This window comes from Streptococcus sp. STR1/CE/0325, assembly GCF_055386095.1.
Window position 1 is genome coordinate 1,188,125 of record NZ_AP045018.1, and the last position, 20,129, is coordinate 1,208,253.

Consider the following 20,129-nt stretch of genomic DNA (forward strand, 5'->3'; position numbering starts at 1 on the left):
CTAAAGGAAACTTATATCCAGTCATTTCTCGATTATTTTAAAGATATTTTCGATAATTCTTCGCTTGCTAGAATGGCACATCCAATGGCATAAACCACTGTTACCGTCACACCATTTCCAGCTTGTTTATACAGTTGGGCATCGGAGTTTACTGCTTGGGCTTTCTCGAACAAAGCATCCGAAAAACCTTGTAGGCGAAAACATTCTCGAGGGGTTAAGCGTCTGATTTTTACAACTCGATCATTCCAAACCACAGCACCCATTTGCCCACCACAGGAGAGGTTATGGGCAATTCCCTTCCCAACTCTTGCTCGTCTAGTTGGAGAGTTTGGATAGGATAAATCCACTGAATCTCCAACCTCTGCAACTTGATAACCTTGCTTCGTACCATTTCTGACCTTGATGCCTTCAAGAACACCATGGCGGTCTTGAGAGGTCAATGTGAACATTGGCTCATCCTGTTCCTTGAGCCTACGTCCATTTTGACGCTTATTGATTCGATTGGGTGTCAGAATGGGTTGAATTTCGAGTACTCCAGAGTTCATCGCAGTCCGTTTTGTAGCTCCAGCAGTATATCGTGCAGTGATACAACGTGCCTCATCTGTCAACTTTGGTTCTGTCAAAGATTGGTCAATTAGATAAAGACCTGTCTTAGCACCCAGTCCTCCCCCCTCACCAACAAGAGTTGTGGCAATTCCACTAGGGTCGTAGACACGATAGCTTTGCATACCACCTACAAGTTGCTTAAGATGGCTACCGCTTTCTCCGCTGATAGGTAGTACTTTTCGTCGACCTCTGCTTCTAAGATGTCCGAGAGTGTAGATGCGTTCTCGATTTTGGGGAACTCCGTAGTCTTTTGAATTGAACACTTGCCACTCAAGGTCGTACCCTGCTTCATCCAAGATAGAGAGATAGTCGAGATAATCTCGTCCCCCGCCACTTGATAAAAGTCCCTTAACATTTTCAAGGAGTATCCACTCGGGTTTATCTTCTTCCTCTTGGCTTTGGAGGAGGTCAACAAATGTAAAAAAGAGTCCACTTCGTTCACCGTATAGACCGGCTCGCTTCCCTGCGATAGACACATTTTGACAAGGGCTTCCCGCAGTCCATAAATCTGCTTTTGGAAGTTGTGTTGGGTCAATGCTTGTGATGTCGTCATGAAACCATTCTCCTTTCGTGTCATACATTGCTTCATAAGATTTTCGTGCAAACTTATCCTTTTCACAGTAACCGATACATTTGAAACCAGCTAATTCCAAACCACGACGAAAACCACCCACTCCTGCAAAGAAATCAAGAAAAGTTAAGGTCATACCGTCTCCTCCATCATTGAATAGGCTTCATCAAAGGTCAATGTCTGTCCATTGCGCAACACCGTCACGTTATGATTTCCTGTTGACTCTATATAACGTTTGACAATGACATCCACAAACTTCTCATCCAACTCAATGCCATAACAAATACGACCTGTTTGGTCAGCAGCCATGAGAGTTGAACCTGAACCAAGGAATGGATCTAGGACAAGCGTTCCTCGCATGGATGAATTTTGAATAGGATAAGCCATGAGCGAAATTGGTTTCATCGTTGGGTGGTCTTTACTAGATTTTGGACGATCATATTCCCAGATTGTTGTCTGTTTACGGTCACTGAACCATTGGTGTTTGCCTTTTTGACGCCACCCGTATAAAACTGGTTCATGTCGCCATTGGTAAGGACTACGTCCAAGTACTAATGAGTTCTTCTTCCAAATGCAACACCCACTGAGATAGAAGCCTGCATCTTTAAATGCCTTACGGAAGTTCAATCCTTCCGTATCAGCATGGAAAACATAGATGGAGGCATCGGCTTCCATATGTTTTTCTACCTGAGAGAACATTTCAAAGAGAAATTGGTAAAAGTCACTATCTGGCATATTGTCATTGAGAATCTTTCCAGCTGTTTCTTCTACATCAACATTATAGGGAGGGTCAGTCACAACCAAATTTGCCTTTTTATCACCTAAAAGTTGGTCATAAGTTTCAGCTTTCGTAGAGTCTCCACAAATCACTCGATGCTTACCAAGTTGCCAAATGTCCCCTCGTTTTGAAAAGGTGGGTTTCTTCAATTCCTCTTCTACATCAAAGTCATCATCCGATAGGTCTTTATCATGAACATTTGATAGGATATCGTCGATTTCTGGTGGTTCAAAACCAGTCAAGTCGAGATTGAAATCCGACTCCTGTAAATCCAAAAGCAAGTCCGCCAAAAGATGGTCATCCCATTGACCGGTAATTTTATTAAGGGCAATATTTAAAGCCTTTTCATCTTCCTTGGATAAATCGACAATGACACATTTGGCAGTTTCATAGTCTAAGTCCTTCAATACAGTTAATCGTTGGTGACCACCAATAACCGTCAAATCTTTATTGACAATGATGGGGTCAACGTAGCCAAACTTGAGTAGGCTTTGTTTAATCTTTTCATATTCCTTGTCACCCTTTTTGAGTTTTTTCCTAGGATTGTAAGAAGCTGGGTGTAATTCAGACAATCGAATCTCTCTAATTTCCATTGTTGGTTGACTTGTCATTGGTTTCTCCTTTATAAAAGCGTGATTTAATGTAACACGAATGGCTACAATATTTTCTATATGGATTGGCATAAGATAAAAATGACCTACCACATTGTTGGCAAGTCAAATCTTCATATGCGGTTTTTGATTTATCGTGTTCGTCAGAATGAGTTGTCCACCAAACCTTACGACACTTATCCGAACAGAACTTCTTTGGTCTACCTATTTTGTGAGTTTTAAGTACTTGATAACACTGAGGGCAACGAAGTCCATCATTCTGGTCGGCTTTTGCCATCTGCTTTGTCGCAGCACCATGTCCAAGCAATGCTGGATTTCGTTTACAGTATTTCTTAACTGAATCTCTCGATAGACCTGTAGCCTTGCCGATTAATCCATAGCCAAGACCTTCTGCTCGCATTTTCCAGATTTGTTTGCGTTGGCTTTCGTCCATTTGTTTTCCTTTCCAGCAAAAAAGGACTAAAAACAACTATTTTCTACATTGTTTCTAGCCTTTTTCACTATTTTATTACCAAAATTACATACTAGGGAACGCTACATCCCCACACTAGAAACGTGATAACGGTGGGAAGGGACATCAAAATGACACGATTTTAATGTACCCGCTTGCGAATTTTGCGAAATTGCACGTTTGAGGGGGCGTCGGTCTTAGTCTCCCAAGGGGTTCGAGATTTTATCCCCCCTCCCCCAATGGGTGAAAAATGAGATACTTTTGTAACGAAACTCCACGATTAAAATCGATAGGAATATTCTACATATCGGTCAGTCGTCTTGGTCTTTCTATCATGACAAGACTTACAAAGTGCTTGCCAGTTTGATTGATTCCAAAAGAGTTCTTGGTCACCTCGGTGGGGAGTGATGTGGTCAACAACAGTTGCCTTGGTCAGTCGACCTTTGGCTTTGCATTGAACACAGAGTGGATGAACTTTTAAGTAACGAAGTCGTGCTTTGTTCCACTGTGCGTTGTAGCCTTTGGCTTTGGTTGACTTGGCTTCGAGCTGGTGGTTTGCTTTATGATTCGCACAATACCTGTGACCATAAGGTACTAGGTTAGGACAACCATTTTGTTTACAAGGTGTGCTTGGTCTTCTTGGCATTTTACTTCTCCCAAGGTAGATAGTCTTTCGTGAAATGTCCGAAGCAAGATGTTTTGGTGTAGTCTACATTCAAGAGATGAAGTTCCTTAGTGATACCTCTTGGTGTTAAATCATACCGCTCAAGAATCATCCCTTCCAGTTGTTTTGTGGTGTAGCGACTGGTTCCAAAGGTTTCTACATACACTGACACAGGTTCTGCAACTCCAATGGCATAGGCTAATTCTACTTCACATCGTTTCGCATACCCTTCTCGAACAATATCCTTAGCAATCTTTCGTGCCATGTATGCAGCAGAGCGGTCAACCTTGCTTGGGTCTTTTCCAGAGAAGGCACCTCCACCATGATGTGCGAAACCACCGTAGGTATCAGCCACAATCTTTCTACCAGTAACTCCTGCATCCGCAAATGAGCCACCAAGAACAAAACGACCAGTTGGATTGACTAGAACTTTAAAATCTAGATTCTGACGGTAACGAAGAGCTACTGCCATCATAGCTTCAGTCACAATTCGTTTCACTTTGGCAAGGTCAGCCGTTTCGGTATGTTGGATGGAAACTAAGAAGGTGTCAATCCGTTTCTTCTCATAATCGTAGGATACCTGTGCTTTAGCGTCCTTTCCAAGTAAGGGGTGACCAAGTGATATCAGTTTCTCAAGGACTCGAGTGGCTAGAACATAAGGAAGGGGCAGGTACTCAGGTGTTTCATCTGTCGCATAACCGAACATCATCCCCTGGTCACCAGCTCCACCATTATCAATACCTTGGGCAATATCGGAGCTTTGGAGTCCAAGTAGGTTAGTTACCCGAACATTCTTCATACCAAGTGGCTCGATAACCTGTCGAACAATGTTCTCGAGATTAAAGAAATGTTTGCTTGAAATTTCACCAGCTACCACAACTTGGTTATCCTTGATTAAGGTCTCAACTGCCACTCGACTTGATTTGTCAAACTTAAGACACTCTGTCACAATAGCATCTGAAATCTGATCACAGATTTTATCTGGGTGTCCAACTGACACTTGTTCACTAGTAATAATCATAATTCCTCCACGCAAAAAGCCCAACCTTTATGAGGTTAGGCTTTGGTTTATTTTACTGATTGTCGGCCTGCTTCGTAGGCTCTCTCCAATGCTCTTTTGATTCCCCAAACCGAAACATCGTAGAAATCGAGGTTGTCGCTCCAGCGTTTTTCCAAAGTTTCAACTAGTAGTTCTTCTTTAGCAATCTCTGTTAAAAGGGCATTGAGTTTTTCTTGTTGGCGTTTTGTCATTGTATCGTTCTCCTCTTCTTTTGTTGTGTACATATTAACTCTAAAAAGGAGATATATCCAGTCATTTCTGCATTATTTTAAAGATATTTTAAACAGTTAAAACCATCAAAACCGCCTCAAGAATGGCTTCACCTTCTTCTGTTGCAGGATAGATTTCCCATCCTCTGTCGTAAGAAACGATAGTTTCTTCAGCTACTTCAATATCTAATTTGAAAACACATCCAAGGTCAATTCCAACCTCTGAAGGTTGGGGACTAACCTTTGCAATGTAATCCACTTTTTGTCCTTGATAATCAATCAGTCCTTCAGTCCACATGGTTATTCTCCTTTGGTTTTTCTAGATGTATATTACCCTATCAGCCTAAGAATATCCAGTCATTTGAGGGAGATTTTTATCTTTTTTTGACAGCTTAAGTATATCACAGGTCTAGGTTGAAAATCAGTACTAAAACAGTACAAATTTAGTGCTAATTTAGTACCAATTTAGTGCAATCGGCCATCACTAGATAGGGATGTGATAATCTTCCACCTTAAGTTCAAGACTTTTTGAAGTCCAACGATAACACTTGCGTAATTGTTTTAGAATCTTACGCCTACGATAAGCAAGTGTTGAATGACTGATTTCGTAAACCTCCTCTAGTTCAGTCCAACTCTTGCCTAAGTAAATTAAATCCTTAGCTAATGGCTTCAAATCATCAGGTATTAGCTCCATAACGAACTCAAAGTAGTATAGATCCATTTTTAAGCAGTAGTAGGTATTGAGCAAACTACTGAGGTACTCTTGATTTTCTTGTTCTTGTTTTTCTCTAAAACTAAGGGAAATCAGCTCACTACGACCATGGTTTCTACTTTTCTTGACCTTTTCATGCTCTGACTTCTCAAATACCAGTGACTGAATCACACTATTCTCTGAGATCGGTCGATAGTTGAGCAATTTCTCTTGAACTAACTGTAACTTCATTTTCATGTCACGATAGTTTTTAGCAATATAATCCACCTTATCCATCTGTCCCTCCTACTTGTGCTTTTACAGCTTCAATCAGCCGTTCTTGTTGTGCATCTTTGTTTTCTAGTGCCTTGAGGATTTCCTCATCAATTGTTCCCTCAGTCACAATGTGTTGGATAACAACTGTTTCAGCCTCCTGGCCTTGACGCCAAAGTCGTGCATTCGTTTGTTGGTATAATTCCAATGACCACGTTAATCCAAACCAGACCAAGTGGTGACCGCCTTTTTGGAGGTTCAACCCATGACCAGCTCCCGCTGGATGAAGTAAGCCAACTGGAACATTTCCCTTGTTCCACTCACGAATATCTTCTTCTGTTTTCAACACCCGACTCTTTACCTTGAGTTTTTCTAAACGACCAATAATCCGAGCTAAGTCATGTTTGAACCAATAGGCAACTAAGACAGGCTCTCCATTTGCGGATTAAAGGATATCTTCAAGGGCATCTAGTTTCTGTTCATGTAATGCCACAACCGTATGATCATCAGAATATACGGCTCCATTGGACAACTGAACTAACTTGTTCGTAAGGCTTGCAGCATTTGCAGCAGTTACTTCTAGTCCATCCAACTCTGACAATACATACTCTTTCTTAAACTGACTATATTTTTCTTTTTCCTTTTTCGTCATACGCACCAGTTTCTTGGTTGAAATCAATTCAGGCATATCCAGATAATCTAGAGCCTTCATGGAAATGGTAATATCACTAATCTTGTCTTGAATTTGACACTCCGCATAGTCCATGGGGATATATTCATAAACAATGTTTCCATTGCGACGACCTTCTTCAAAGTAGCGACTACGAAACTCACCAATGAATCGACCAAGGCGTTCCCCTCCGTCAATGACTTTAAACTCTGCGAACAAGTCCATCAGTCCGTTTGAACTAGGTGTTCCAGTCAACCCTACGATACGTTTCATGTAAGGACGCATTGCCATGAAAGCTTTGAAACGTTTAGACTGCCAAGACTTGAAAGAGCTCAATTCATCAATCACCACCATATCCCACTTGAAATAGGGACTGCATTGTTCCACCAACCAAGGGAGGTTTTCACGATTGACGATATAAATATCCGCATCTTTCTGAAGAGCTACTTTTCGTTGCTTGGATGTCCCCACAATTTTCGAATACCGTAAGTGACACAACTCCGCCCATTGCTCAATCTCATCGCTCCATACCGTATTTGCGACTCGAAGTGGGGCAATAACCAAAACCTTGGTGACTTCAAATCGATCAAACATCAGCTCATTCACTGCAGACAAGGTTGTAGCCGTCTTTCCCATCCCCATGTCTAAGATGACCGCTGCATAAGGGTGACCAATGATAAAGTCCTTGGCGACTACTTGATAGTTATGTAATGTCAATTTCATCTAGCACATCTCCAATCATCTCAATGTGGTCAAGAACATAAACCTTAAAACCTAACCGCTCAAACAGTTTATGCCTTGACACTTGTAACTTCCTTGGCTTTTGGTCAGGAGCCTTTACTTCCACCAAGCCAAACTTGCCCTTGGGTAAAAACACTAGCCTGTCTGGTACACCAGAAAAAGATGGTGATATCCATTTAGGACAAATGCCTCCACGCTTTTTCACTTCACTTACTAATTTCCGCTCTACAAATCTTTCTCTCATAAACAATCCTTTCGTCAGAAAAAGAATGGAGGTCTAGTAAACTCGAATCAGTAACTTTTTATATAGGGCTTTTATAGTAATAATTAACCCATTATAAAAGTTATAGAAAAGAGTATCACTACTTCCATAACTAATAATAGTGCTGGTTGTGGAACTCATATCTTAAAGCTGACACTCAGCCAAGTAAGCCATATTATGTTCCATGACCTCCAACTTCCAATCTTCATACTCAAAAATTTGTCAGACTTTTTTTCAAAGGCTAGCATGACTTCCATTAGTCCAAAAAGTCATCCAATAGTTTCAAACCAACAATGGCATTAAACTTACTAGTCCTCTGACGATGGTAGCCTGCCGATTCAAGTGCCGTGTAAAAGTCAGTAGTACTTCTGATATATTCTCCATTCTGTAGAGTGTAGGCACGATAGGCAGAATATAAATCGCCTGATTTTTGGAGATAACCTTTCTCAATCTCACAGTTTTCCTCAATGAAATGTCCCAACCAATCATTGGCTTCTCGATATGCTCTGACAGATTCTTGAACAACCTTTGGTAATTTCGTTTTAAAGTTTGCCTTGATTGCCTTCTCAGCTCCTTCGATGATCCAAGATATGATGGCTGGTGCCGCATTGTCATAAAGATGGTCCGCAAAGTTCTTCACATCTGACTTGCCCGTAATCTTGGCATTGAATGGGATCACAATTAATCGTCGCCAAATACCATCATCGTTCGCTCCGACTTTTGGCAGATGGTTGGTGTAAAGAACCAGCGTATGGGATGGAACAAAATGGAAGGGATCTTTGTACTTCTTCTCAGCGTAAATTTCATCAGTCGAACAAAGTTGCTTAACCAGCCCTGTATTCAAACGCATCCCTTCATCCATTTCAGATGCAATAATGAGTCGTTTTCCTTTTAGTTCAGCCATCTCGGGCTTAACATTCCGTTTGTTCGACATGGTCAAGGCATCAGCGGATAATTTTCCAGAATAGCTACCTAGTACACGAGCTATGGTATTCCAAAAGGTTGATTTTCCATTTGCACCACCTCCATAAGCGATAATCATATGTTCCTGATAGACTTTTCCAATGGCTGCCATTCCGACTACCATCTGAACATAGCCAATCAGTTCTTGGTCTCCGCAGAAAAAGGTCGCTAAAGTCTCTTGCCAAAGCCCCATCCCTTGATTACCTGGACTTGCAGTGGCAATTTTTGTCAGATAATCCGTCGCAGAATGTGCATGACTACCAGATAAGCCACACTTAAGGTCATAGGTTGCATCGGGAGTGTTTAGTAACATATCGTTTTTATCCAGTTCAGAAATGTCAATTGCAAGCATAGGCTTGGCGGTATTGTGGGTCGCCATAATGTAACGGTAGTCCCTACGTTTCATGACGAATTGATAATATGCTTTTGCCGAAAGATACTTGGCGAGCAGTATCTGTTGATTTGGTGAATCAATTAGTTTCACTAAGCCTTTCCCACCCTCACGAACAATACTTTCTGGAATACCGGTCTGGACGAGTTGTTTAATGGCACTTTCATACTGTTCACTTGCTTCTTTAAGTTGTATGTCCATGAATTCAAGGATAGTTCCAATTGCTAACTGCTTGTCTTCCTTCCAATACTTCCCATTAAATGTGAGATAGTCTGTCGCATTTGTATAAGCCAATTTATCCCCAAACTCACGAGCCAGTACTCCTGCTTCTCCAATGTCAGAATAATCATCTGGTTTCAAGGAGTCTCGATTAAAAGCATCTGGAGCCACGTAGCCTTTAGATGTTTTTATGGTTCTGTTGTAGAATCGGACTGCACTTCCCCAGATGGAATCTAACTCTGCTTTATCAAGTGGTGGTACACATTTCTGTGCCTGCTCATCAAAGCCATCCCTAGCTTCTTGGGTCACGCCTAACCGTTTGAGAATCTTTGCTGCAAATACAGACATTGTTGAATTACGACTCCCTTGCTGGATTGGTCCACTTGGAGGAGTATAGAAGTCTGCATCGAAATCTTCCTCGTCATCAATAGACACAGCTTGAAACAAATCTTCATCTATAGTTAGCCATGAATTATGCCATATAACCTGTGCATTTGGATTCCCAAAGAAAAAACGTGCCGCATCCTTGGCATGATCATCAAAGAAATTATATTGATTACAGAGTTCCTCTTTCATGGCCACATAGATGTCTTTATCGTTCACCTCATTGATTTGGAAGTAAATATGATATTTTGGTCTTGGGGCTTTTCCTGCCTTTGCCTGCATATGACTTCGACTAGTTGCCAAGGCAAAGTTATAATCCGCAAAAATTTCTTTTAATCTCTCTACAGTTATCCACTCATCTGGATTCTCAGAATGGTCATTATCAATATCCATGACCAAGACATCCGACTTGACGAAATTGGTATTTGAGCGTGTATTGTTTAAAAACAGCCCTGCCACATGGTCATACTCAGAAACTGTTTTTAACGAAACTTCATCTGTAACCGTTACTTGATTGGGATAAACCGTAGTTGTCTGAACCCCAGTCTGTCCAGAATGAGATAAGGTAAATTGCATTATGCACCCTCCAAATGTAATTAATGATATGAGGAGATTTTCCCTCCTACCTTATTAGGTAGAACTAAGACTCATTTTTCCGCCTCTTAATAAAAATTTTTTCAAAAAAAATAATCTTCCTTTATATAGCCAGAGGAAGATTATTTTATTGCATTACAAAATAAAAAAAATTTTATAAAAAGGCGGAAAATTTCATACCAGTATTACCTATATAGGTGTAAGGGATGAAAAACATCTATTCAAAAAATTTTTATTAAAAATCGGAATTTCTGTTCACATCTCTACCTAATAAGATAGGAGGTCACAAAATGACTCAAGAAATAACTGTGAATCACAATGATGAACTGGTCGATACACTCACCGCCATCAGTGTCATCTCAAAGCAACTCGCTCGTAAAATAAAGGAGGAAGAAAACAATGAGCAAAATGAAAGAACTGAATAGACTAATTCATGATATGGAAGAAACCGCAAAGTACTACCTTCGATTGGTGGATGAGTTCAAGAAACTCCTCACTTCTGAGGAAGAAACCGTACCGAAACCGAATCCACCTAAAACTGAATCACAAAAGGAAATTCAATTGGAAGATGTCCGTGCAGTCCTTGCGACCAAAGCTAAAGACGGATATAAGAACGAGGTTCGTGCTCTTCTAAATGCTTACGGTGCTTCTTCTCTATCAGCGCTTGACCCTAAACACTTTGCGGAAGTCCTTGAAGAAGCTGGAGGGATTGGTAATGACTAACCACGCCATTCTATCTGCGTCTGCATCGCATCGATGGTTGAACTGCCCACCATCTGTTCGACTTACAGAGGAACTACCAGACACAACATCTGATTTTGCTCTTGAAGGTACGGATGCTCACGAATTGTGTGCTTATCTAGTCGAGAAAGCTTTGGGTAGGAATGCGCGTGATCCGACTGAGGATTTAGCATTTTACAACGATGAAATGCAGAATTGTGCAGAAGAATACCGCAACTATGTCATGGAACAAGTAGAGAAAGCCAGAGGCTACTCCCGTGACCCTACAGTCCTTGTCGAACAACGACTGGACTTTTCCAAATGGGTACCTGAAGGATTTGGAACTGGAGATTGCCTTATTGTGGCAGACGGACTTCTTCAGGTTATTGATTATAAGCACGGACTTGGTGTTCTAGTTGACGCAGACTATAACCCACAAATGATGTGTTATGCCCTAGGCGCTCTTGAGATGTTTGATGGGCTTTATGATTTTGAAAAGGTAACTCTTACCATATTTCAACCACGAAAACATAACATTTCTACCTTTGAGATTGAAAAGACTGAGTTGCTTGAATGGGCAGAAAACGAACTCGCTCCAAAAGCTGAACTTGCATTCAAAGGTGAGGGGGAAATGGAGTCTGGTAAACACTGCCAATTCTGTAAACTCAAGAATGTCTGTCGCAAACGTGCGGAGGATAATTTGGCTCTTGCCAAGATGGAGTTTGCAAATCCAGATACCCTTGATAACGAGGATATTGCAGAGATTTTGCCTAAACTAGATCTATTGATTTCATGGGCAAACGACATCAAAGCTTATGCATTAAATCAAGCCACAGATGGACATCCTATTCCAGGATACAAACTGGTTGAAGGTCGCTCTGTTCGTAAATTCTCAGATGAGTCAGCCGTTAGCCAAGCTGTGATGGAAGCAGGCTATGATCCTTATGAGAAGAAACTGCTCACTATCACTGCCATGACTAAGTTACTTGGCAAGAAAACTTTTAATGACCTCCTTGGTGGTCTCATAATAAAACCAAGTGGTAAACCAACACTCGTTCCAATTGACGATAGCCGTCAAGAGATGAACCTAGCAAAAAATGAATTTAAAGAGGAATAACTATATGACAACTAAAGTAATTACAGGACCAAACACTCGCTTCAGCTACTTAAATGCCAACGAACCAAAATCTATCAATGGCAGTACTCCCAAATACAGTGTTTCTCTCATCATTCCGAAAGAGGATACAGTCACCATTAACAAGATTAAAGCAGCCATTGAACAAGCATACAAAGAAGGTGAGTCAAAACTCAAAGGCAACGGCAAATCTGTACCTGCATTATCTACTCTGAAAACTCCACTTCGTGATGGTGACCTTGAACGCCCTGATGATGAAGCATACAAAAATGCTTACTTCGTAAATGCCAACTCTCCACACAAACCTGGAGTGGTTGATGGCAATCGTCAAGAAATCATTGATACTTCAGAATTGTACTCAGGTATTTACGGTCGTGCTTCTATTACCTTCTATGCTTTCAATTCCAATGGTAATAAAGGTATTGCTTGCGGTTTGAATAACTTGCAAAAATTGCGTGATGGTGAGCCACTCGGAGGACGCACTCGTGCTGAGGATGATTTTGCGACAGAAGAAGATGATGACTTTTTGAACTAGAAATGGAGAATCAGATTGATGATGTATACTATTTTTACTTGTACTATTATGGGACTCTGGGTGCTAATCGGACTATATTTTGGATATATGACCATTAGAGATGACATTCGAAATGAAATGGAACGAAAAGCTAAGCAAAATAAAGAAAAACTTAGCCAAACACCACTCAGTCGAAAAAACAAATAGAACTTTAGGTGGCAGTACTTCTGTCACCTTTTTCAGAAAGGACGTACTATGCCAATTAAAGAACTCAGCATTGACATCGAAACCTATTGTGAAATTGACTTACGAAAATCGGGAGTCTATCGCTATGCGGAAGATGACAGCTTTGAACTCCTTCTATTTGCGATATCTGTCGATAATGGACCAATGACTGTTTACGACTTAACTAAGGAGAAATTACCACAGGACATTCTTGAAGCTTTAGTAGACGATAGAGTCATTAAATGGGCATTCAACGCTACATTTGAGAGAATTTGTCTTTCCAACTGGCTCAAGAAATATCATCCCGAATTGTTATCATTTGGATTTTTATCTCCAGTTTCATGGAGATGTAGCATGATTTGGTCAGCCTATTTAGGACTTCCACTTTCCTTGGAAGGGGTTGGAACAGTTCTCAAACTCAAAGACCAAAAGATGAGAGAGGGTGCTGACCTCATTCGCTACTTCTGCGTACCTTGTAAGCCTACTAAGGTCAATGGAGGGCGAGTTCGCAACTTTCCTCATCACGCGCCTGACAAGTGGTCCGCATTTATCGACTACAACAAGCGAGATGTGGAAGTCGAATTGGCCATCAAGGAACGACTGAAAAACTTATCCGTACCTGACTTTGTTTGGGAAGAATATCAACAGGATCAGATTATCAACGACTGTGGTATTGGCATAGATGTTGATTTTGTCAAAGCTGCTATCAAAATTGATACCGAAAGCAAGACCAAAATCCAAGATGAACTGAAAGCTTTAACAGGTCTTGAAAATCCAAACTCTGTCCTGCAGATGATTGGCTGGTTACGAGATCACGGAGTAACAACTGATTCACTCGACAAAAAAGCTGTTAAAGAACTTCTCAAAACGGTTGATGAAAAAACAGCTCAAGTTCTCAAACTTCGTCAGCAAACTGCCAAATCAAGTGTTTCCAAATACCATGCCATGATGAACTGTGTTTGTAAGGATGGACGTGCTAGAGGGATGTTTCAATTCTATGGAGCCAATCGAACAGGGCGTTGGGCTGGGCGCTTGGTGCAACTTCAGAATTTACCACAGAACTATCTTCCTGACATTGGGGAAGCTAGAAAACTTTTTAGAACTGGTGACTTAGAAGCTACTGAGCTACTCTATGACACTCAAGATACCTTATCGCAACTAATACGTACTGCTTTCGTTCCAAGTGAAGGAAAGAAATTCATTGTTTGCGACTTTTCAGCTATCGAAGCTCGTGTACTGTCCCACTTAGCTGGTGAGAGATGGCGTAGTAAGGTATTTGAACAAGGGAAAGACATCTACTGTATGTCTGCCTCACAAATGTTTGGTGTGCCTGTTGAGAAGCATGGACAAAATTCTGAACTGAGGCAAAAAGGAAAAATTGCGGAGCTAGCTTGCGGCTATGGTGGTTCAGTAGGGGCACTCAAAGCCATGGGAGCACTTGATATGGGACTATCAGAAGAAGAACTCCAACCATTAGTAAACTCTTGGCGTCAGGCAAATCCCAATATCGTTCTATTCTGGTGGGATGTTGATAATGCTGTAAAGACTGCTGTAAAGGAACTAATTCCAATATCTACTCACGGTATTCAATTTGAAGTAAGAAGCGGCATTCTATTCATTACACTCCCATCTGGTCGTAAATTATCATATATCAAACCAAGAATTGGAGAGAATCAGTTCGGTGGAGAGTCTGTCACATACGAAGGAACTGGAACTGCCAAACGTTGGGAGAGGTTAGAAAGTTATGGTCCAAAATTTGTAGAAAACATTGTACAAGCTATCAGCCGTGACATTCTTGCATACTCATTAAAACAACTGAAAGAGTTTAAAATTGTAGGCCATGTCCACGATGAAGTAATAATCGAATGTCCTATGGAACAAAAACTTGATGAAATTGCATCGTTGATGGGAATTGCACCAGAATGGATGCCTGACATCAATCTGCGTGCAGATGGATACGAGTGTTCCTTTTATCAAAAAGACTAGACTAAAAAAATCGCCATCTCACTTTCTGAGGTGGCGATTTTCAATTATTGATTTAGTTCTTTATATACCTCTTTTGCGAGTGCATGTGCTTTCTTGATTGCATCATACCCTTGGGTCTTTTTCAGACCAAGTTTTTCAATAATTTCTTGTTTACTAATTGTGACATCTTGGTAGATTAGCTTTAGGATTTTACCGTACTTTTCATTACGTTGATAAACAACATCAATCAATTCTTCTAGTGTTTCAATAAGCATCAGTTTCTCCTCATGTGAAGGGGTTCCAGTTGGGTCGTAGCCAAATTTCTCATCATTATCCATTTTCTCGAACATCTCATCTAAAGATAAATCATCATGCTTTCCTTTAGAATGACGGCTCAAGTATTCATTGGTATCCATGTTAAAGACACGAAGGGCATTCACAAACCCATCTCGTTCAACTGGTACAAATCCAACAAGAATTCGCTTGCCATAGATGTTAAACGTTTTGAGATTATCTTGATTAACATCCTTGTTAACTAGCATCGTTTTATCTCTAATTACGAATGGAGCTAATACCTGTGTATCAGTAGGTTCAACACCATTAAATGACTTTTCACTTTTATAGCGATCTGGGGTGTATTTTGAATTAGTATTTTTATCAATTGTTGTCATATCTTGACTCCTTTTCTTTGGCAAGCAAAGAAAAAGAGTATGACAATCCAATATTCAATTTTGTTTCTGACCACATCAGCAGTTCCTTTGCTAAATCATGGTCAGCTGGCTTTATAGCTGAACTGCTATTTCTTAAAGACACAGTTAAAGCCGATAACGTAGGATAATTTCCCCATTACAAAGTATCTTTAAGAAGTCAATAAAATGTAGGATTAATCTTTACAACATAAGTATAGAACTTTGCACCCCCAAAAAACAGGTAGTCTAGACTTCCGTAGCTAAACCCTATTGCCTATAATGTTCTTGATAAGATAAAGCCTTGAATTAATCAATTAATGCGCAAAAAGCGGAAATTGAATTTCCGCTTTTTGGTTTTTAAAAAAAGACCATCAAAAATTTGATAGTCTATAGTGTCTTCATTTGTGCTGCTTGTAATATTGTATTTATTTCAGCTAATGGTTTGAAATAACTTGTCGTTAGTAACAGTTTATAAACTTGATGCTGGTGAATTTTAGTTAATTTGTGTCCCGCTTTTTCAAGCATATCTTCGCTTATAGGTAGCATAAGTTTTAAAGCAAAACAAAATGCCAATGCTAACTCAAGCTTAGGTAGATTATCTTCTTTGGTTTCATAACTTCTGAGAGTTTTTTCCGTAATGCCAACAATATTCGCTAATAATGGTTGAGAGCATTTTTTCCTCTTTCTGTGACTGCGTAATGTCCCAGAGAATTCAAAAGGTAATTCCTTTAATAAATCAGAAATATTTTTTGAAAGTTTCACCATTTCTAAAGGTGGTAACTGATCCATTAAACTCGGATTCTGTAAAATCTCCACAAAGTCAGCTTTTATTTCGCTCTCTCTTGTTACCCCACGATTCAACACATAATCATAATAGTCTTCATCAGAGATGGAAGTATATTTCTTCGACTTTACCTTGAACAGGAGACAACATTCATCCATATGTTCATAAGCATAATCAGTCATCACTGGTCCATCTTTTGTCATGAAAATATATTTTTTATCTTTTAAACAAAGGTGGTTATCAATGTAAAGAAACTTATTTCCATCAATGATTTGTCTGAATGACTCATTAAAACAATATTCAAAGCATAAATCATTCGATGTGATTGTATAGCTACTTCCATTATCAAAAGCTTCAAGCTCAAAAGCGAAATTGTGCATATACCTATCATCTAAGTAATTGTAAACTCCATTTGCTTCTTTGAAGCCCAAGTCAATCATTCTAATTTTTGCTGCCTGCTTGGATACATTAAAGAATTCAGCAAGTTCATCAACCACTTCACGTACAAGTTCAGAACGACTAATATCAGGATTCACTAGGGTTAAAGTTTGAAATAACTCTCTAATCTTAATTTTAGTTTGAACTTTTGGCATAAGGATCCGGGGAGCAATTCCATTAGCATGCCATTCCATCCAATCAAGAGGGGACCACAAGCTTGAATCAGCTAGGTTATCCTCAGTCCAACTACTAGCTACTGAATACTTATTATCAAGTATCATTCTTACTTCGTGAAATACTTTATGTAATTCCCAGTGCACACACTCATGAATTACAGTGTTATTGAAAGAACCAACATTTCTCTTATAGACAACATCTTTATCTACCAAGATACTTCCTTTGCTAAAAGGCTTCGAGACAAGTCGGTCATTTTCAATCACCTCTACTTTAGTATCTTTAAAAACCATTTTACCAAAAATTGAATCATCTAATGTTAACTTCTCTCGATGTATCGAAAGTCCCATCTCAGCTACAATTAACTCTACCGGTATAGGAGTTGGCTGCCGAAGTGCTACAGGAAAATATTTTTTAAGAAAAGATTCTGCAATGTTATCAAATTCTTTCTTAGGAATGTACGGAACCCAATCCCTACTAAGCATCAGATTTTTAGTTTTTTTATATTGGTCAGATTTGAACTCTGCATTATAAATATTAAAAACTTTAATACCTGAATCAAGCTCCATATCTACATAGACTGAAACGTACTTCGATTTCGTATCTAGTTCCATTTCACCTTTGATGTACTGACGAACAATAACATCCGCAATCACAATAATTTCAAGTTTCAGTTTAGAATTATCAACAACTTCATAATAAATCTTATATAGTTCGAAATCATCAAACTCAATATATCCGTTTGGTTCAGGTACCATGTATGTAGATAAATCAGTATTATCCTTATTATTGAATATGAATCCTCTAACAGTTTTTATGATTAAATCCTGGTAAGTATCAAAAATATATTTATCGAACATCACTGAACCTCATTATATTGTTGAATTAACATTGTATCTTTTTTGTAAACTCTAAAAAAAATGATATGATTTATTGAAATTAACTTATTTGGAGCAATAAGTACTAAGCACTGTAATAAGAGTAGGTGGTTTCAGGTTGTAAATAAAAGATAGATGTGATAGAATATTATAAAAATAAAAGGAGTTACTTATGTCAGATAAATTACAAATTGAAAAGGTAGAGGCTGAACGTCTGCAGCTCGAAGATATACTAAATAAATTGATTTCTAAAATAGGCGATATCCCCATAGCCAACAACGAAATGATGCCTTTTGGCTGGAGAAAAGCTGCCAAGGGAAGGACAGTATGGAGGATTGTTGAAGAGATTATTAGTCAAAATTTAGAAAAATATGCTGTAGATTTGGGTTTTGACAAAGTTACTCCGGCTGAATCAGAAGTAGGTGTCTATGACTTTCAATTCTCACTTAACGGTAATAGTGACTCGTATGTCAATATTAAGTCATCTGTTTTAGGAGGTCGAAAAAATAAAGATGATATTTCAAAAGCAGAAAAATTGATATCTTTTTATACCGAAAATGAAAATCCTGATCTTTATGTGGCAACTTTTATAATAAGTTTCAAAGATGACATGAAAATTGGTTTGGAGAAATGTATCGTTTTTCCAACTGCTTGGATTCCTGATATATATGTAAATCCTAGTAACAACGGAAACCTTCAATCTTCAAAGTGCAAAGATCTATCTAGTGCAACTAAACGAACTCCTGTAAAGTTCCTTGAACTACTTATCAAGGCAAACATTGAAGCTATTGCTAAAAAGAATTCCTAAATGAACTAAAATTAAGCCAGTTTTGATAACGAATAGGCATCTGAAAAAAATCTCAATTAGATTTTTTTCGGATGCTTTTTTTATAATCGAATCAGGTCTCACAGTAGATACTTATTGAAAATGCTCTCAAGAGAGTTAATAAATTTGTCATTATCTATATCTTTCCTAACAAAACTATCATAGATAAACTCAATAGCTTTTAAATCAGCATCAGAGATTAAATTTAAGTTAAGCATGTTAGCTTCGTTAATATCGTTCGGTTGAAACTTTATCAATCCGTTCCCCATTACTTTACAATTCTCTATAAGTATTTTTTGAGCTGTTGGTGTGACAAGGTAACAATAAATTACATTTAAAAATTTTTTATACTCTTCATTAATATAGACCGAATGAAATGTAGTCAAATTTTTTGATTCAGTTAAATTCCTTATAACTTTTAATTGGTTATTTCTAAAAGCTGTCGAAATCCATATTGGGGCAGTCTCCTGTGTTTCCATCAAATACCATCTTTTTCTCTTTGACGGTAAATACTTTTTATGAATTTCAAGTTCTACACCGTAACCAATGTAGTTCATCTCAAAAGCTGATATAGCATTGTCCTCTAATGGTAAATTTAACAGATATATCTGTTTATCTGTTTCAGAAAGTTTGGTTAACTGCCTTTCATCAAAAATTAGCTCGGAAACCAGTGAAGATTTTGGTATGCATTTTAAAGTATGATTCTCACTAATGTTATAGTCAAGTAGCCGAGTCTTATTTAAAAGAAAATAATCATTAGCGCCTGTCGCTATTCCTCTTTTAATTCGACAAAATTTTGACACTGATTCTAAATTAACATGTTTCGTTGTATCATCTATTTTATTATGTAAATATCTTGCCCACTTCTCTTCTGCCAAAATATCCTGATATGCCACCTTGAGCACTTTACTACAGGTATCTAAATTTAATGTTGTAATATCGGATAATGTTGATAAATCATAAAAATGAATATCTTCTTTTACTTCTTTATCTATTAATAAAATGCAAGATGTCGTATTCGCATTGATAAAAATATCCTTATCATTTTTAAAATTAATGACTGCATGTAACAACTTTTTATCTAATAATAAAGATTTTACTGCGATCCCTGATTTAGAATTCATGAATTCGGAAGGTATAATAAACGCTAACCTTCCTCTATCAGAAAGTTGAAAAATACTTTTTACCAAAAAGAATAAATACAAATTTGTATATCCGCTTAACTGTATTCCCGTATAATATTTAAAAATATTGACTAACTCTTTTCGGTTTTCAATTGTTTGAAATTTTTTATACGGCGGATTGCACACTATTGCATCATACTTTTTTTCCCAACTACTTTTTAAAAAATCAAGATTTTCTATTTTGTAGGACTCAGGAATTGAAAAGAAAGTTAAAATAGATTTATCAACTTCGTAACCCTTAGTGGCAATTGTCTTTTTTAATTCGTCAGGTAAAGAATCAAAAAACACACCGTTTCCAACTGCCGGATCTAAAATTGATTCAGTAGAATCTTGAATTACCCAATCGGTCATAAACTTGGCAATATTCTCATTAGTAAAATACTGTCCAAACCGCTTTATGTGTTCTTCATTTTGAAATTTTATATATTTTTTCACTTGTTCCAAATAGAATCTCCTAAA

At 38.5% G+C, this 20,129-nt stretch carries 19 protein-coding genes and 1 pseudogene; 6 read left to right on the plus strand and 14 right to left on the minus strand.

The features are described 5' to 3' along the window. Positions 1-32: 32 nt before the first annotated feature. The 11 genes and pseudogenes from ACZ49W_RS05850 to ACZ49W_RS05900 form a co-directional block, all read right to left on the minus strand. A complete protein-coding gene (locus ACZ49W_RS05850; RefSeq protein WP_464814385.1) occupies positions 33-1,313 on the minus strand; it encodes a DNA cytosine methyltransferase in 1,281 nt (426 codons plus the stop codon). Further along, a complete protein-coding gene (locus ACZ49W_RS05855; protein WP_464814386.1) occupies positions 1,310-2,566 on the minus strand; it encodes a site-specific DNA-methyltransferase in 1,257 nt (418 codons plus the stop codon). Before ACZ49W_RS05855 ends, ACZ49W_RS05850 begins: the two co-directional genes overlap by 4 nt. Continuing rightward, positions 2,538-2,999 (minus strand): helix-turn-helix domain-containing protein, encoded by a 462-nt coding sequence (locus ACZ49W_RS05860; RefSeq protein WP_464814387.1) that lies wholly within the window; start codon positions 2,997-2,999, stop codon positions 2,538-2,540. The genes ACZ49W_RS05855 and ACZ49W_RS05860 overlap by 29 nt, the downstream gene beginning before the upstream one ends. 298 nt (positions 3,000-3,297) lie before the next feature. Continuing rightward, positions 3,298-3,663 carry an HNH endonuclease gene (locus tag ACZ49W_RS05865; RefSeq protein ID WP_464814388.1) on the minus strand — a complete coding sequence of 122 codons (366 nt, stop codon included), beginning with the start codon at positions 3,661-3,663 and terminating at the stop codon, positions 3,298-3,300. Position 3,664: 1 nt separating this feature from the next. After that, positions 3,665-4,702, minus strand: coding sequence for a methionine adenosyltransferase (gene metK / locus ACZ49W_RS05870; protein WP_464814389.1), 1,038 nt, complete (start codon positions 4,700-4,702; stop codon positions 3,665-3,667). A 47-nt stretch (positions 4,703-4,749) separates the two neighbouring features. After that, complete coding sequence (locus tag ACZ49W_RS05875) at positions 4,750-4,932, minus strand: DUF6900 domain-containing protein (protein WP_068993600.1); 183 nt, start codon at positions 4,930-4,932, stop codon at positions 4,750-4,752. Between the two features lie 88 nt (positions 4,933-5,020). Further along, the gene (locus ACZ49W_RS05880) at positions 5,021-5,248 is read right to left on the minus strand and encodes a DUF7678 domain-containing protein (protein WP_464814390.1); all 228 of its coding nucleotides are present in this window, start codon (positions 5,246-5,248) and stop codon (positions 5,021-5,023) included. A gap of 186 nt (positions 5,249-5,434) precedes the next feature. Continuing rightward, the gene (locus ACZ49W_RS05885) at positions 5,435-5,938 is read right to left on the minus strand and encodes a hypothetical protein (protein ID WP_100664842.1); all 504 of its coding nucleotides are present in this window, start codon (positions 5,936-5,938) and stop codon (positions 5,435-5,437) included. Continuing rightward, positions 5,931-7,307 (minus strand): annotated as a pseudogene (locus ACZ49W_RS05890) (SNF2-related protein). The gene ACZ49W_RS05885 and the pseudogene ACZ49W_RS05890 overlap by 8 nt, the downstream one beginning before the upstream one ends. Next, positions 7,288-7,569 (minus strand): VRR-NUC domain-containing protein, encoded by a 282-nt coding sequence (locus ACZ49W_RS05895; protein WP_464814391.1) that lies wholly within the window; start codon positions 7,567-7,569, stop codon positions 7,288-7,290. The pseudogene ACZ49W_RS05890 and the gene ACZ49W_RS05895 overlap by 20 nt, the downstream one beginning before the upstream one ends. A 274-nt stretch (positions 7,570-7,843) precedes the next feature. Next, a complete protein-coding gene (locus tag ACZ49W_RS05900; protein ID WP_464814392.1) occupies positions 7,844-10,120 on the minus strand; it encodes a phage/plasmid primase, P4 family in 2,277 nt (758 codons plus the stop codon). 308 nt (positions 10,121-10,428) lie between these two features. On the opposite strand from ACZ49W_RS05900, the gene ACZ49W_RS05905 reads away from it, so the two are divergent. The 5 genes from ACZ49W_RS05905 to ACZ49W_RS05925 all read left to right on the plus strand — a co-directional run bounded on the left by ACZ49W_RS05905 (position 10,429) and on the right by ACZ49W_RS05925 (position 14,718). Beyond that, on the plus strand, positions 10,429-10,563 hold the full coding sequence (locus ACZ49W_RS05905) for a hypothetical protein (RefSeq protein ID WP_464814393.1): 135 nt from the start codon (positions 10,429-10,431) through the stop codon (positions 10,561-10,563). Further along, positions 10,538-10,861 carry a hypothetical protein gene (locus ACZ49W_RS05910; RefSeq protein WP_464814394.1) on the plus strand — a complete coding sequence of 108 codons (324 nt, stop codon included), beginning with the start codon at positions 10,538-10,540 and terminating at the stop codon, positions 10,859-10,861. Before ACZ49W_RS05905 ends, ACZ49W_RS05910 begins: the two co-directional genes overlap by 26 nt. Next, positions 10,854-11,975, plus strand: a complete 1,122-nt coding sequence (locus tag ACZ49W_RS05915) for a DUF2800 domain-containing protein (RefSeq protein ID WP_464814395.1) — start codon at positions 10,854-10,856, stop codon at positions 11,973-11,975. The genes ACZ49W_RS05910 and ACZ49W_RS05915 overlap by 8 nt, the downstream gene beginning before the upstream one ends. Before the next feature lie 4 nt (positions 11,976-11,979). Next, the gene (locus ACZ49W_RS05920; protein WP_464814396.1) at positions 11,980-12,528 is read left to right on the plus strand and encodes a DUF2815 family protein; all 549 of its coding nucleotides are present in this window, start codon (positions 11,980-11,982) and stop codon (positions 12,526-12,528) included. Positions 12,529-12,762: 234 nt separating this feature from the next. Then, positions 12,763-14,718 (plus strand): DNA polymerase, encoded by a 1,956-nt coding sequence (locus ACZ49W_RS05925; protein ID WP_464814397.1) that lies wholly within the window; start codon positions 12,763-12,765, stop codon positions 14,716-14,718. Between the two features lie 44 nt (positions 14,719-14,762). Here the strand turns inward: ACZ49W_RS05925 and ACZ49W_RS05930 are convergent, their stop codons facing one another. Together ACZ49W_RS05930 and ACZ49W_RS05935 are read right to left on the minus strand one after the other, a co-directional pair. Further along, positions 14,763-15,368: a hypothetical protein gene (locus ACZ49W_RS05930; protein WP_464814398.1), complete on the minus strand. Its 606-nt coding sequence runs from the start codon at positions 15,366-15,368 to the stop codon at positions 14,763-14,765. Positions 15,369-15,773: 405 nt separating this feature from the next. Continuing rightward, the gene (locus ACZ49W_RS05935; RefSeq protein ID WP_464814399.1) at positions 15,774-17,642 is read right to left on the minus strand and encodes an XRE family transcriptional regulator; all 1,869 of its coding nucleotides are present in this window, start codon (positions 17,640-17,642) and stop codon (positions 15,774-15,776) included. A 190-nt stretch (positions 17,643-17,832) separates the two neighbouring features. On the opposite strand from ACZ49W_RS05935, the gene ACZ49W_RS05940 reads away from it, so the two are divergent. Further along, positions 17,833-18,468 carry a hypothetical protein gene (locus ACZ49W_RS05940; RefSeq protein ID WP_464814400.1) on the plus strand — a complete coding sequence of 212 codons (636 nt, stop codon included), beginning with the start codon at positions 17,833-17,835 and terminating at the stop codon, positions 18,466-18,468. Positions 18,469-18,566: 98 nt separating this feature from the next. On the opposite strand, the gene ACZ49W_RS05945 is transcribed toward ACZ49W_RS05940, so the two are convergent. Beyond that, entirely contained in the window at positions 18,567-20,105 is a 1,539-nt protein-coding gene (locus ACZ49W_RS05945) for an HsdM family class I SAM-dependent methyltransferase (RefSeq protein ID WP_464814968.1), read from the minus strand. Positions 20,106-20,129: the final 24 nt, after the last annotated feature.